A 13,997-nucleotide genomic window follows, 5' to 3' on the forward strand; every position below is an offset into this window, starting at 1 on the left:
AGCAGGCGGCTCTTGTGTTCAACGCCTTCGAGGGACGATGCGGAGCGGAGAGCCGCTCCAGCTGCGTCACTTCGCCACGATTTCCGGCACCTTGCCCGCAGGCGGCGTATTGCGGCTGCGCTGGGTGCGCACGATGCCGTCGATGATGGTCATCCCGATGCCAGGGAGGTCGCCGAGCTGGACGCTCTCCAGGATGGTCTTGCCGGGCGAGTGCTGGGCCTTGTCCATGATGACGAAATCGGCGGCGCGGCCGACCTCGATCAGGCCGCAATCGAGCTGCCGCATCCGTGCGGTGTTGCCGGTGGCGAGGCAGAACGCGATCTCGGCCGGCAATTCGCCGATCGAGGACAGCATCGAGACCATGCGCAAGATGCCGAGCGGCTGCACGCCGGAGCCGGCCGGCCCGTCGGTGCCGAGGATCACGCGATGCAGCTCGTTCATCTCGCGTGCGATGCGCAGCGTGTAGAGTGCCGACCGCTCGTTGCCGTTATGAACGATCTCGAGCCCGCGCTTGCAGCCCTCGCAGATGCAGCGAATCTGGTCGTCGGGCAGGGCGGTGTGGCCGCCATTGATGTGGCCGACGACGTCGGTGTCGGCTTCCAGCACCACGTCCTTGTCGATCAGGCCGGAGCCGGGGATCGAGGGGCCGCCGGTGTGGATGGTGCTCTGGATGCCGTATTTGCGCGCCCAGCCGACCATCTTGCGCGCGGTCGGGCCGTCCTTGACGCCGCCGAGGCCGACTTCGCCGAGCAGCTTGACGCCGGCAGCGGCCATCTCCTTGAAGTCTTCCTCGACCATCTCGCATTCGATCACCGGCGCGCCGGCGTGAACCTTCACGCCGCCCGGGCGCAAGGTCCAGAACGCGCGCTGGGCGAAGATCGCCATCGCCTTGAGACCGACGACGTCGCGGGGTCGGCCGGGCATGTGGACCTCGCCCGCCGAGATCATGGTCGTGATGCCGCCATGGAGCGAGCTGTCGATCCAGTTGATCTGGTTCTGGCGGGGCGTCCAGTCGCCCGCGACGGGGTGGACGTGGCTGTCGATCAGGCCGGGGGTCACCGTGGTGCCGTTGGCATCGACGATGGTGGTCGCGCCTTCGGTGTCGAGGTCCTTGTAGCGGCCGATCGCGGTGATCTTGCCGTTCTCGGCCACGATGGTGTCGCCGTCCAGGATGGGCTTTTCCAGCGCGCCGGACAGGATCAGGCCGATATTCCGGATCACGAGCTTCGAGGGTCCGGTGGCCTGGGGTGCGTCATGCGCCATGGAAAGGGCTCCTTATTCCCAACTGCAACGCTGTCGATCTTGGGCAGCCTTGACCCCGGGATCAAGCAGGATTATTCATTAGTGTACGAATGATCGTGTACAAACGACGCATAGCTGACCGCCTCGGAACCGCAAGCGAGCGACACGGAAGGGTGAGATGAGCAATTTCAATCAGGAAAGCGTTTTGAGCGTCCACCACTGGACCGACACGCTGTTCTCCTTCAAGACCACCCGCAGCCCGACCTTCCGCTTCCGCAACGGCGAATTCACCATGATCGGGCTCAAGGTCGGCGAGAAGCCGCTGCTGCGGGCCTACAGCGTTGCCAGCGCCAATTACGAGGACACGCTGGAGTTCTTCTCGATCAAGGTGCCGGACGGCCCGCTGACCTCGCGGCTTCAGCACTTGAAGGAAGGCGACGAGATCATCGTCAGCCGCAAGGCCACCGGCACGCTGGTAATCGACAACCTGGAGGAGGGGCGCAACCTCTACCTCATCGGCACCGGGACCGGCCTTGCGCCATTCCTGAGCGTGATCAAGGACCCCGAGACCTACGAGCGGTTCGAGAAGGTCGTGCTGCTGCACGGTTGCCGGCACGTCAAGGAGCTCGCCTATGGCGAGATGATCAACGAGACGCTGCCGAAGGATGAACTGATCGGCGAGTACATTCAGAATCAGCTGATCTACTACCCGACCGTGACCCGCGATCCCTTCCGCAACCGCGGCCGCATCACCGACCTCATCACGTCGGGCAAGCTGTTCAGCGACATCGGCCTGCCGGTGCTGGAAGCCGCCCACGACCGCGTCATGATCTGCGGCAGCCCGGCGCTGGTGGCAGATACCCGCGTGCTGCTGGGCGAGCGCGGCTTCGTCGAAGGCAATCACGGCGAGCCGGCCCAATTCGTGGTCGAAAAGGCCTTCGCCGAGCGCTAGGCTCGCAGAAAGACCGTATTTTCGCCGTCCGGCGGGCGTTGCGGCGCCGATTCGGCGCTTGATACACTGTGGGAGCGAATCAGCGGAGTTCCCACATGGTTGCGGACAGCGACAGCAACATCGCCTGGCACCGGGTTCAGTTGAAGAAAAACCGTGCCGAGTTGAAGGCGGTGGAGACCGCACGCTTCACGATGGGCGAAATCGCATCCTCGAAGCGGAACGGCCAGACCCAGAAGACCATCTCGGAACTCAAGCGGAAGATCGCGCTGTCGGAGCGCGTGATCGCCGATCATGACAAGCGTACGCGCCGTCCGCTCGCAACCGACCTGCAGAGCCTCAGCAACGGCAGCTGGAGCCACTGGGACGCCTACACGCAACAGCAGCGCAAGACGGGCCAGCGTCCGCCGGGACGGGGGTAGCCGGTCTCTTGGCTGCTGCGCCGGAGGGACGTACGCAGACCCCCTTGCTACGGCCGAGCCGCGCACCATCTGGGGGAAACCTCAGCAATCGATCCGGTGATGACATGGTCGTGCGCCTCGATTTCACCAGCGAGGCCTTCTTCCGCGATCCGCCCAAGGCGATTGCGAGCTTGCGCATGTCCGGCCCCGTGGTCGCGACGCGCTTCCCTCTCGTCGGCGACGTCTGGATCACCACGACCCATGACGCCACCGCGCAAGTCCTGAAGGACGGCGCGACCTTCACGTTGCGCAAGGAGGATGGCGACGTCGCCGGTTTGCGCTGGTGGATGCCGAGATACGTCAGGACCATCGCCAACAACATGCTGACGATGGACGAGCCTGACCATGCCAGGCTGCGCGGCATCGTGGACGAGGCCTTTCGCCGCCGCGCGATCGTCGCGATGGAGCCGCGCATCCGCGCGATTGCCGACGATCTGGCTGACGAGCTGTTCACGAAGGGAAACCCGGCTGATCTCGTCCAGCGCTACGCACGCATCCTTCCGCTCGCGGTGATCACCGAGCTGCTGGGCCTGCCACCGGCGGATCGTCCGCGGTTCATTGCCTGGGCCAACGAGATGTCCTCGCTGACCAATGTCGTCAGCTTCTTCCGCCTGTTGTGGGCGTTCCGAAAGATGCGTGCCTATCTCGAACGACAATTGCAGATGGCGCGCGAGCAGGGCGGCGAGGGCCTGATTGCCGAACTGATCCAGGTCGAGCGCGAGGGCGGCCAGATCACGCCGGATGAAATGGTCTCGATGGTGTTCCTGCTGCTTGCGGCCGGCTCCGAGACGACCACGCATCTCATCAGCGGTTCCGCCTATGAGCTGCTCAGAAATCCGGACTTGCGCGATTGGCTGGAACAAGACTGGAGCCGTGTCGGACTTGCCGTGGAGGAGTTCCTGCGCTTCGTCGCGCCGGTGCAGTTCTCCAAGCCGCGCTATCTGCGGCGGGATATCGAGGTCGAGGGCGTGCGCCTGAAGAAGGGTGATCGCGTCATGGTGATGCTCGCTGCGGCGAACATGGATCCGGCAATGCACGAGCGCCCTGACAGGCTCGATCTCGAACGCAAGCCGAACCGTCACATGTCGTTCGGAACAGGAATCCATTTCTGCCTCGGCCATCAGCTCGCCCGCATCGAAGCTGCCTGCGCGCTGGAAGCGCTGTTCGTGCGATGGCCGAAACTCGGACTGGCCGTCGATCCCGCCGAGGTCCACTGGCGCAAGCGGCCGGGCCTGCGCGCGATCGCCGCGCTCCCCGTCACGGCCGAGGGCCGCGGAACCAAGGCAACTGCGCGCAGTGAGGCGAGCGTCGATCGTTCCCTGACAGCGGCGAGCTGAAGACAAGCGTCCGTTCTCAAATCTTCGTCGCGCCGGATCAATCGGGAACGGTGCGCTGTTCGTCCTGTTGTCCCTGGCACATCGGTCGTGGCAATGAGTTCCAGGACCGTCAACATCGACGCCGCAGGGCCAGCAAGCGGGGATTGGAGATCCGATGCAAGCCACGCATGCGATGCAGGCCAGGCAACAGAAGCATTGAAGACGATTGCGGCAAGAGGAGAGAACAGATGCCATCTGGGCACGGCAATAAGACGCATTTCAGATCGGGCATGCATGGCAAGGGCGACGGCACCGGCGGCATGACCGACATCCCCAAGGACATGATCGGTGACAACATGGTCCTGTCCAACCGCGACAAGGCACAGCATTCGGACATTCGCGGCATGGACGGCAAGGCGATCCAGACCGAGCAATATCAGGATCATTCGGCGAACCGGCTCGACGAGGCGCCAGAGGCCGACGAGGCGTGAGCGCGTTCCTCCCGCTCAACTCGCGGACCGGTGTTCAGCCGGTCCGCTTTTTTGTGGTCGCCAGATCGCGCTCCCAGCCGAATACGGAGCGGCCGTCGAGATCGGGCGAGGCCGCGCGCTCGCCGGCGATGTAGGCCTCCACGGAAGGCCCGCGCGCGGTCCGCTCCAGCCGCCGCGCCTGATCGTCGAGCCGCTTCATCGCCTGCAGCTCTTCCTCGCGCCCGAGCTTGGCGTTCCGGATCGCGCCCTTCAGCACGCGGATGGTCTCGTCATAGACCTTGATCGGGACCGGGTAGGGATGCCGATCCTTGCCGCCATGGGCGAGTGAGAAGCGCGCAGGGTCCGCAAAGCGGTAGGGCGCGCCATGCACGACCTCTGCGACCATTGCCAGCGAGCGCACGGTGCGGGCGCCGACGCCCGGCGTCAGCAACAGCTCCGGGAAATCGACCGGGCCGCGCTCGGCTGCGGCCGCAAGAGTGCCGTGCAGGCGGCGGGCGAACACGTCCTTCGGCCTGACATCGTGATGCGCGGGCATGATCAAATGCGGCAGCATGGCCTGCGCCGGCTCCGCTGCGGTCCCGATCAGCCGTTCGAATTCGCCGACGATGCGATCGGGGCCGAATTCCCCCAGCAGATCGAGCTGCGCGGTGCGCGAAATCTCGGCGCGATGGTCGGTGAGATTGACGATCTCGCCTTGCTGGGGGCCATCAATCGCACTGTGCGGCGTATCGACGAAACTCTTCAGTGCCTCGGAATGCCAGTGATAGCGGCGGGCCTGGCGCTTGTCGCCATTCATGCCCTGCTGCACCACCGTCCATTTGCCGTCGGCGGAGACGAAGAAGCCGTGGAGATATAGATCGAAGCCGTCCTGCACGGCCGCGCTGTCGACCTTCGCCACCAGTCGGCTGGCGCGGGTGAGCTTCGCGCCGTCGAACCCGACGCGCTCGCCGAGCTGCATCAGCTCGTCCGGCGTCTTGCGCGAGTGCTGGCCGCGGCCGCCGCAGACGTAAATGCCGAGCTCGTCCTGGAGCGGCCCGAGCCCGCGCTTCAACGCGCCGATCACCGAAGTCGTGATCCCCGAGGAGTGCCAGTCCATCCCCATCACGGCGCCGAACGACTGGAACCAGAATGGATGGGACAGCCGCTGCAGAAACGCATCGCGGCCGTAATGATGCACGATCGCCTGCGTGACGATCGAGCCGAGCGAGGCCATGCGGCTCGCCAGCCAGGGCGGAACCCGGCCTGTATGCAAGGGAAGATCGGCGCTGCCGCTACGTCGAGTCATGGAGATCCGGACCTTAGCGCAGTTCGGCGACGGTTGCACCAGCGGAATGCTGCGTTGCACTGGGCGGGGGAGCCAAGCCTGTTGGGAGGCGTTGAGCCGGCTATGTGAATGCAAGCACGGGGACAGCAATGAACTGGCAGGCCCTCATGGCCGAGATCGATGGGATGCTCGGGTGGATACCGTCGTGGTTTGTCGGTCTGAGCCTCGTTGTCGGCGCCATCCTGCTTGCACTGTTCGCCTATCGGCTTGCGATGTGGCTGCTCACTCGCGCCTTCGGAGCCCGGCTTCCGCTGCTGGGCGTCTTCATCGACCGGACGGCAGGGCCCGCGCGACTGGCTCTTTGCCTGGCGGCCGTTGCGCTGGTGTTGCCGCTCGCGCCGCTCGACGACACGATCCGTACGCCGCTGATGCGCCTGTTCGTCGTGGCCTTCATCGCCCTGATCGGGTGGATCTCGATCCGGATCGTCGACATGAGCGCGGCGCGCTATCTGCAGAATTTTCGCGACGTCACCGAGAACTTCGTCGCGCGCAAGCACGTCACCCAAGTCCGCGTGTTCAAGCGCGTCACCGACACCATCATCGTCATCATCACGGTGTCGACCGCGCTGATGACGTTCGATTCGGTGAGGCAATACGGCGTCAGCCTGTTCGCCTCCGCCGGCGCGGCCGGTATCATCGTCGGTCTTGCCGCTCGGCCGCTGCTGAGCAATCTGATTGCCGGTCTGCAGATCGCGATCACCCAGCCGATCCGCATCGAGGACGCCGTGATCATCGAGAACGAGTGGGGCTGGGTCGAGGACATCGCCTCGACCTATGTCGTGATCCGGCTCTGGGACTGGCGACGCATGGTGGTGCCGCTGTCCTATTTCATCGAAAAGCCGTTTCAGAACTGGACGCGCGACACCGCTTCGCTGATCGGCGTGATCGCGCTCCACGTCGATTATCGCGCCGACGTTCCCCGCATCCGGCGCTGGCTGGAGGACGCCGTGAAGCAGTCCAAGCTCTGGGACGGGGCAGTGGTCAATCTCCAGGTGATCGACGCGGACTCGCGCACCATCGAGCTGCGCGCGCTGGTCAGCGCGCGAAACGCGCCGCAATCCTGGGACCTGCGCTGCGAGATGAGGGAGAAGCTCGTCGCCTTCATTCGCGACGAGATGCCGGAGGCGCTGCCGCGCGAGCGCGCGATCCTGATTCCGTCGGCCGACGCGGATACCGAATTCCTGCGACGGCCTGCGCCACCCGAGAAGATGCGGGCAAATGCCCGCAACTGATGCTCGGTGCGATCAGCGGACGCCGGCAATGGCCGTATCGGCCGGTCGTCCCGCGCGGGGCCGCGGCTTGCGCAGCGTTCGCCTCGCCCAGATCAGGAGCCCGGTCGACAGCAGCGTCAGCAACGCGATCGAAGTCACGACATTGAGCGGCGATGCGATCAGGGCCGACCAGTTTCCTTCGTGGATCAGGCGCGGCCAGTTGCGCGGCAGCGGTGTGACCTCCGACGGGGTGACGGCATAGGCGCGCAGCTCTCCGCCGTCATAAAGCCTTGCCATCATGCGGCCGCCGCGGGTGCCGATCGAGATGACGTGCGACAGCTCATGCGAGGCCGCGACCATGCGGATCGCGTCCGGCAAAGCGAGAGGGCGGCCACCCGCGGCTGGAGGAGCGGCCGTCTGAAAGGTCAGGCCGAACGCCATGCACAGGCCGGTCAACGGACTGAGCAGGATCAGCGGCAGCGTGAACCAGGCGGTCCCCTTGTGCCATCCCGAGAGCGTGTTGCGCAGCCGCGGCAGCCCCATGACGATGCCGAGCAACAGGACGATCACCATCGCCAGCGTGGACGCCGTCACCAGCCAGGCCTGTCCCATGAGACGCTCGTGCGTGAAACGCGCCCAGAGGAAGACATTCGACAGGGGCGAGCTCACCGGCGCGGCTTCGCCGGTTGCAAGATCGATCGCCGGGACGTTCGTGCCCTGCAGCGTGATCTTCCGGCCGGCCGCGTTGATGGAGAGCCCGCGCGCCTTGCCGTCGGGATCGTATCGCTTCACCAGCTCGACGACACGGCCGGCATCGATCGCGGCACCGCCAATGCCACTCGTTTGCACGAGCGGCTCGACGGACAGGATCAGGCCGGTGGCGATGATCGCGAACAGCGGAAGAGCGAAGACCAGAGTGATCCAGCGGTGAAGTCTCAACAATGCGGGTTTGCTCATGTGTCGTCTCGCGTGTTCTTTCGACCTTGCTCGCGCAGAGCCGTGCAAAACACAAATGACGCTTTGTCCATGTTGTTGCGTTGACTTGCAGCAACAAGAATTAAAGTTCGCTGCGAGATGGGCCCACGGTGTTGGATTCGCGCGCGCACCATGTCGGCGTGCTCCGCGCGCCCGCACGCGTGCGCCAGCGGATCGGTGAGCTATTCGCGCTTGGCCTTGATCGCGCCGCGCAGGCCCGCCTGCTGCTGGATCGTGTCGAGCGCGCCGGATGATTGCTCGTCCGCCACGAAATGATTGAGCAGGGGCAGCGCGTCTTCGCGTCCCTTCGGGATCGCAATCGCCATGTGCTCCAGCCCCCAATTGCCGTCGAGGATGCGGGCACCCGGCATCTGGTCGGACATCTCGAACAGCGTCGGCTTGTTGGTCGCATAGAGATCGATCTCGCCGCGGCCGAACATGCCGATGGCGGACTTGACGCTTTCGGCGGGAACGACGGTCGCGTTCTTGAACTTCGTCGGCAAAGTGCGCTCGGAGGTCGAGCCCTTGGTGACGCCGATCTTCACGCCGGGCTTGTCGATATCCTCGACCTTGTCGATCGGCGACATCGCCGGGACGAGAAAGCCGAGCTCGATCGAGAGCACCGGCTGGCTGAAGCTGACGTCGTTCGCGCGCGCGGGCGTAGCGTTGGTGACGGTGAGGTCGACGTTGCCGTCATGGATGGCGGCGACGATGTCGGCGACGCGCTGAAACCTGACATAGTCGATGCCGACGCCGAGCCGTTTTGCCAGCTCGCCGCCAAGATCATAGGTGAGCCCGTGCGGCTTGCCGGCCGCATCGCTCACCATCGAAGTCGGGCTGCCGGGATAGATGCCGACGCGCAAGGTGCCGCTCGGCGCCAGCAGCTTTGCTTCGCCGTCGGCGCGTACGGGTGCACCGGATAAGCCGATGACGGCAAGCGCAAGCAGGGCTGTGCGCGCAATGTGGCGAAGAGAGGTCCTCATGGGTCGAGCCTCACTGCGCGCGGATATTGGCCGCCTTCAGCACCGGCTCCCATTTGGTCGCCTCGGCGTGCATGTAGGCGTCGAAATCCTTGGACGAGGATCCCACCGGGGCGGCGCCGATCTTGCCGAGCGTCGACACCACATTCGGGTCCTGCAGCGCGGCCTTGAGGTCGGTCTCGAGCCTGGCCACGATCTCCGGCGGCATCTTGGCCGGGCCGAGGACGCCCCACCAGACCGAGACATCGTAGCCGGGGACGCCTGACTCCGCGACGGTCGGGACATCAGGCAATGCCTTGGAGCGCTCGGCCGAGGTGACCGCGAGTGCACGCACCGGGCCGCCTTCGAGCTGGCCGATCGCCTCGGCCAGCGGGTTGATGCTGAGGGGAATCTCGCCGGCGATCACCGCGGTCAGCGCCGGTGCACCGCCCTTGTAGGGGATCGAGACGATCTTGGTGCCGGACATGTATTTCAGGAGCTCGCCGGCGAGATGCGCCGAGGTGCCGTTGCCGGACATGCCATAGGAGAGCTTGTCCGGCTCCTTCTTCGCGGCGGCAAGGAGATCGCCGAGGGTCTTGTACGGGCTGTCCTTGGCGACCACGATCGCGAGCGGGGACGAGGCGACTTCCGTGATCGCGGTAAAATCCTTGAACGTGTCGTAGGGCACGCTCGGATAGATGAACTGATTGAGCGGATGGCCGCTCGCGACCAGGATCAGCGTGTAGCCGTCGGGCGCGGCCTGGGTCAGCGCCTGCGAGGCGACGATGCCGCCGGCCCCGGGACGGTTGTCGACCACCGGCTGCTGGCCCCAGGTCTTTGCGAGTGCCTGGGCCAGCGTGCGCGCGAGCACGTCGACCGCGCCGCCGGCGGCGTAGGGCACCAGAATGTGGACCGGTTTGCTGGGATAGTTGTCAGCGGCCTGCGCAGTGTTCCCCAGCAGCAGACCGGCACCCAGCATCACACCGCCGATCATCTTGTTCAAACCCAGCATTTCCCAGCACTCCTTGCGGGCGTTTGCGTTGCTTGCCGTCGGTCTTCCGACCTGCCCGGACGCCGCCCATGGTTTTTGTTGACGAGACCTGATCTTTTGTACGATAGTACAAATCACATGGTACGCAAGCCCACCAGCAAGGAATCGGCCCGCAAGCCGAACATGCGCGAGGCGATCCTCGCCGCGGCCGAGGAGCTGTTCGCCACCAACGGCTTCAACGCCGTCTCGGTGCGCGACATCGCGCAGGCCGCCGGAGCCAATCCGGGCAGCGTCACCTATCATTTCAAGACCAAGGACGGCCTGCTGCTGGAGATCTACCGGCGCCATTGCGGGCCGATGAACCTGCGCCGGTCGGAGCTGCTCGCGGCGGCAAAGCGCGTGCGCGATCTGCAGGACCGGCTGGAGGCGATCGTGCGCGCCTATGTGGTGCCGGCCTTCACCTCGGGCAGCGATCTTGCCGGCGGCGGGGCGCGCTTCACGCGGCTGCGCGCCGTGATGTCGGCCGAAGGCAATGAGGTCGCGCGAAAGATCATCGCGCAGACCTTCGACGACACCAGTCACGCCTTCATCGATGCGATCCACGAGAGCCTGCCGCATATTCCGCGCACCGACATCGTCTGGCGCAGCCACTTCCTGCTCGGGGCGCTGTATTATTCGCTGGTGACGCCGGACCGGGTCTCGCGCCTGTCGCGCGGCGAGGCCGACGGCAGCGATCCCGCCAATGCGATCGAGCAATTGGTGCAGGCCACCGTTGCCGCATTTCAGGCGCCGGCGCTCGACCAGGCCGCGCCCACACGTCGGCGGCAGGCCGTCAGCAACAAGACTTGAAAAGAGCCGCCCGAGGGGAGGCGCGCAACCGCGCTTCCGCTTGCAGGCGGACGATGTGACAGGGTGTTGGAAACATGAACAGGCGGGAGTGCTTGCATCTCTTGACCGGGCTGGCCGGCACGGTCCTCGCGGGCGAGGTGCGCGCGGAAGAGCCGAAGGCGATGCCGACGATTACGCCGCCGGACCCCAATCCCAAAACGCCGTCGTTCAAGCTGCCGCCGAAATCCTGCGACAGCCATACCCACATCTTCGGGCCGGCGTCGCGCTATCCCTTCTCCGAGAAGCGGCCCTACAACACGGCCGATGCACCGCTGGAGATGTTCCGGAGCGTTCATGAGAAGATCGGCGTCGAGCGCTGCGTGATTGTGAACGCGACCGTGCACGGCACCGACAATCGCGTCGTCACCGATGCCATCGCTGGAAGCGAGGGCGCATACAAGGGCATCGCCAACGTCAACGACGAGATGACCGAGAAGGAACTGGGGGCGCTCGACAAGGCCGGCATCTGCGGCTGCCGCTTCGCCTTCCTCAAGCGCCTCGGCGGCGTCGGCGACATGAACAAGTTCCAGCGCATCGTGCATCGCGTTGCCGAACTCGGCTGGCACATCGACGTCTATTTCGAGCCGGGCACGATCGCCGAATTCGCGCCAATCCTCACTGCGCTGCCGACGCCTTATGTGATCGACCACATGGGGACGGTGCAGACCGGCAAGGGGCTGGACGACCCAGGCTTCACCTCGCTGCTCGACCTTCAGAAGAAAGACGAGAAGTGCTGGGTCAAGATCACGGGCCTGGAGCGCGCGTCCAGCACCGGCAAACCGTTCCAAGACGCCGTGCCGTTCGCGAAGGCGCTGATCGACAATGCGCCCAATCGCGTGCTCTGGGGCACCGATTGGCCGCATCCCAACGTCAAGGTCATGCCGAATGACGGCGAGATCGTCGACCTGATCCCGCTCTTCGCACCCGATGCCAAGGTCCAGCAGAAGCTGCTGGTCGACAATCCCGCGCGCCTGTTCAAGTTCACCTGATGAAGACGATGTACACGCCGACCATTCCGCCGCCCGATCCGAACACGCGCACGCCGAAGTTCAAGCTGCCGAAGCTGTCCTGCGACGCGCATTGTCACATCTTCGGGCCCGGCTCGAAATATCCTTACGCGCCGGATCGCTCCTATACCCCGCCTGACGCGCCGCTGGAGGATTTCAGGGCGCTGCATGCCAAGCTCGGCGTCGAGCGCGCGGTGATCGTCAATGCCAGCGTGCACGGCACCGACAATACGGTGGCGTTCGATGCGATTGCGCAAAGTGGCGGCGCCTACCGCGCGGTCGCCAATATCGACGACGGCATCACCGAGCGTGGCTTGCGTGTGTTGCACGAGGGCGGCTTTCGCGGCTGCCGTTTCAATTTCGTCCGCCATCTCGGCGGGGTGCCCGACAAGCGCGTGTTCGACCGTATCGTCGCGATGGTCACGCCGCTCGGCTGGCACATCGATCTGCATTTCGACGCGATCGACCTGCCTGAATATGCCGACATGCTGACCAGGCTGCCGCTGAGCTACACCATCGACCATATGGGCCGGGTGAAGGCGTCCGAAGGGCTCGATCAGCTTCCGTTCAGGATCCTGATCGAGCTGATGCAGCGCGACGAGAAATGCTGGGTCAAGATCTGCGGCTCCGAGCGCGTGTCCTCGGCCGGTCCGCCGTTCACGGATGCGGTGCCGTTCGCACGAAAGATCGTCGAGACCGCGCCGGACCGTGTGATCTGGGGCACCGACTGGCCGCATCCCAACGTCAAGGTGATGCCGAATGACGGCGACCTCGTCGATTTGATCCCGCTGTTCGCGCCGGAGCCGGAGTTCCAGCAGAAGATCCTGGTCGACAATCCCGCGCGTCTGTTCGAGTTCGCTCCATGACGGCGCTCGCGATCGACAAGCCGCGCGGCCGGGCCTGGTGGAAGGAGCTCTGGATCCAGGTGCTCATCGCCATGGCCGCGGGCATCGCGCTTGGGATCGTAAGCCCGGAGGCGGGCGCCAAGATGCAGCCGCTCGGGGACGCCTTCATCAAGGCGATCCGGATGCTGATCGCGCCGATCATCTTCTGCACCGTCGTGCACGGCATCGCTCACATGGCCGACATGGCGCGTGTCGGGCGGGTGGCGTTGAAGGCAATCGTCTATTTCGAGATCATGACCACGATCGCGCTGATCATCGGTCTCGTCGCGGTCAACCTGATGAAGCCCGGCGTCGGCATGAACATCGATCCTGCCAGCATCAACGCCAGTGCGGTCGAGCCTTACGTCAAGCAGACGAGCGTCATCGGCTTCGTGCCGTTCCTGATGAACATCGTGCCGGCGACGTTCGTCGGTGCCTTCGCCGAAGGCAACATCCTCCAGGTGCTGTTCATCTCCGTGCTGTGCGGCTTCGCGCTGGTGCAGCTCGGCGAGCGCGGCGCGCCGCTGGTCCACCTGATCGACATCGCCGCCAAGATGGTGTTCGCGGTGGTCGGCTTCGTGATGTGGGCGGCGCCGATCGGGGCGTTCGGCGCCATCGCCTTTACGGTCGGCAAATTCGGCGTGGGATCGCTGGCCTCGCTTGGCAAGTTGCTCGGCGGCTTTTACCTCACCTGCGTGGTCTTCATCGTCGTCGCGCTCGGACCGGTGGCCCGGCTGTGCGGCTTCTCGCTGTTCAAGCTGATCCGCTACATCTGGGAAGAGCTGCTGATCTGCATCGCCACGACCTCGTCGGAGACGGTGCTGCCGCGCATGCTGACCAAGCTGGAGAGAGCCGGCTGCGAGAAGAGCGTGGTCGGGCTCGTGATCCCGACCGGCTATTCCTTCAATCTCGATGGCACCTGTCTCTATCTTGCGGCTGCCTCGGTGTTCCTGGCGCAGGCGACCAACACGCCGTTCGGGCTCGCCGAGCAGATTGAGCTCTTGCTGATCCTGCTCGTGACCTCCAAGGGCGCGGCCGGAATCGCAGGCGCGGCCTTCGTCGTGCTGGCGGCGACGCTGTCGGCCACCGGCACCATTCCGGTGACCAGCGTCGCGCTGGTGCTCGGCATCCATCGCCTGATGTCGCAGGGGCTGACGCCGACCAACCTGATCGGGAACGCGGTTGCGACCATCGCCATTGCGAAATGGGAAGGCGCGCTCGACGGCGAGCGTCTGAAGCGCGTGCTCGACGGCGACGAACCGGTGGTCGCAGCCGCTTGAAATGAATCGGCTGCCGGTA

General features: G+C 65.1%; 14 protein-coding genes. 9 read left to right on the forward strand and 5 right to left on the reverse strand.

Translation table 11 applies throughout. From position 1 onward, the window contains the following. Window positions 1–66: 66 nt before the first annotated feature. Window positions 67–1,263: an amidohydrolase family protein gene (locus CO669_RS17360; RefSeq protein ID WP_097661029.1), complete on the reverse strand. Its 1,197-nt coding sequence runs from the start codon at window positions 1,261–1,263 to the stop codon at window positions 67–69. A 157-nt stretch (window positions 1,264–1,420) separates the two neighbouring features. Here CO669_RS17360 and CO669_RS17365 point away from each other — a divergent pair, with 157 nt between their 5' ends. The 4 genes from CO669_RS17365 (at window position 1,421) to CO669_RS17380 (ending at window position 4,459) form a co-directional block, all read left to right on the forward strand. Beyond that, a complete protein-coding gene (locus CO669_RS17365; RefSeq protein WP_097661031.1) occupies window positions 1,421–2,194 on the forward strand; it encodes a ferredoxin--NADP reductase in 774 nt (257 codons plus the stop codon). Window positions 2,195–2,289: 95 nt separating this feature from the next. Next, window positions 2,290–2,613: a hypothetical protein gene (locus CO669_RS17370; protein WP_097661033.1), complete on the forward strand. Its 324-nt coding sequence runs from the start codon at window positions 2,290–2,292 to the stop codon at window positions 2,611–2,613. Between the two features lie 104 nt (window positions 2,614–2,717). Next, window positions 2,718–3,989 (forward strand): cytochrome P450, encoded by a 1,272-nt coding sequence (locus CO669_RS17375; protein ID WP_097661035.1) that lies wholly within the window; start codon window positions 2,718–2,720, stop codon window positions 3,987–3,989. 227 nt (window positions 3,990–4,216) lie between these two features. After that, window positions 4,217–4,459, forward strand: a complete 243-nt coding sequence (locus CO669_RS17380) for a hypothetical protein (RefSeq protein ID WP_097661037.1) — start codon at window positions 4,217–4,219, stop codon at window positions 4,457–4,459. Window positions 4,460–4,493: 34 nt separating this feature from the next. Here the strand turns inward: CO669_RS17380 and CO669_RS17385 are convergent, their stop codons facing one another. Then, entirely contained in the window at window positions 4,494–5,744 is a 1,251-nt protein-coding gene (locus tag CO669_RS17385; protein WP_097661039.1) for a DUF763 domain-containing protein, read from the reverse strand. A gap of 128 nt (window positions 5,745–5,872) precedes the next feature. Here CO669_RS17385 and CO669_RS17390 point away from each other — a divergent pair, with 128 nt between their 5' ends. Continuing rightward, complete coding sequence (locus CO669_RS17390) at window positions 5,873–7,015, forward strand: mechanosensitive ion channel family protein (RefSeq protein WP_097661041.1); 1,143 nt, start codon at window positions 5,873–5,875, stop codon at window positions 7,013–7,015. A 12-nt stretch (window positions 7,016–7,027) separates the two neighbouring features. On the opposite strand, the gene CO669_RS17395 is transcribed toward CO669_RS17390, so the two are convergent. The 3 genes from CO669_RS17395 to CO669_RS17405 form a co-directional block, all read right to left on the reverse strand. Continuing rightward, a complete protein-coding gene (locus CO669_RS17395; RefSeq protein ID WP_097661043.1) occupies window positions 7,028–7,951 on the reverse strand; it encodes a PepSY domain-containing protein in 924 nt (307 codons plus the stop codon). Between the two features lie 200 nt (window positions 7,952–8,151). Next, window positions 8,152–8,952: an ABC transporter substrate-binding protein gene (locus tag CO669_RS17400; RefSeq protein ID WP_097661045.1), complete on the reverse strand. Its 801-nt coding sequence runs from the start codon at window positions 8,950–8,952 to the stop codon at window positions 8,152–8,154. Window positions 8,953–8,962: 10 nt separating this feature from the next. Continuing rightward, window positions 8,963–9,940: a tripartite tricarboxylate transporter substrate binding protein gene (locus CO669_RS17405; RefSeq protein WP_097661047.1), complete on the reverse strand. Its 978-nt coding sequence runs from the start codon at window positions 9,938–9,940 to the stop codon at window positions 8,963–8,965. A 117-nt stretch (window positions 9,941–10,057) separates the two neighbouring features. Between CO669_RS17405 and CO669_RS17410 the strand changes: the two genes are divergently transcribed. From CO669_RS17410 to dctA, 4 genes are all read left to right on the forward strand, one after another. Further along, window positions 10,058–10,768, forward strand: a complete 711-nt coding sequence (locus tag CO669_RS17410) for a TetR/AcrR family transcriptional regulator (RefSeq protein ID WP_097661049.1) — start codon at window positions 10,058–10,060, stop codon at window positions 10,766–10,768. A 74-nt stretch (window positions 10,769–10,842) separates the two neighbouring features. Next, window positions 10,843–11,796 carry an amidohydrolase family protein gene (locus CO669_RS17415; RefSeq protein ID WP_097661051.1) on the forward strand — a complete coding sequence of 318 codons (954 nt, stop codon included), beginning with the start codon at window positions 10,843–10,845 and terminating at the stop codon, window positions 11,794–11,796. After that, entirely contained in the window at window positions 11,796–12,680 is an 885-nt protein-coding gene (locus CO669_RS17420) for an amidohydrolase family protein (protein WP_097661053.1), read from the forward strand. The genes CO669_RS17415 and CO669_RS17420 overlap by 1 nt, the downstream gene beginning before the upstream one ends. Beyond that, window positions 12,677–13,978 (forward strand): C4-dicarboxylate transporter DctA, encoded by a 1,302-nt coding sequence (dctA, locus tag CO669_RS17425; protein ID WP_097661054.1) that lies wholly within the window; start codon window positions 12,677–12,679, stop codon window positions 13,976–13,978. The genes CO669_RS17420 and dctA overlap by 4 nt, the downstream gene beginning before the upstream one ends. The last annotated feature ends 19 nt before the right edge of the window (window positions 13,979–13,997 follow it).

The sequence above is a fragment of the Bradyrhizobium sp. Y36 genome, from assembly GCF_002531575.1.
Taxonomy (GTDB): domain Bacteria; phylum Pseudomonadota; class Alphaproteobacteria; order Rhizobiales; family Xanthobacteraceae; genus Bradyrhizobium.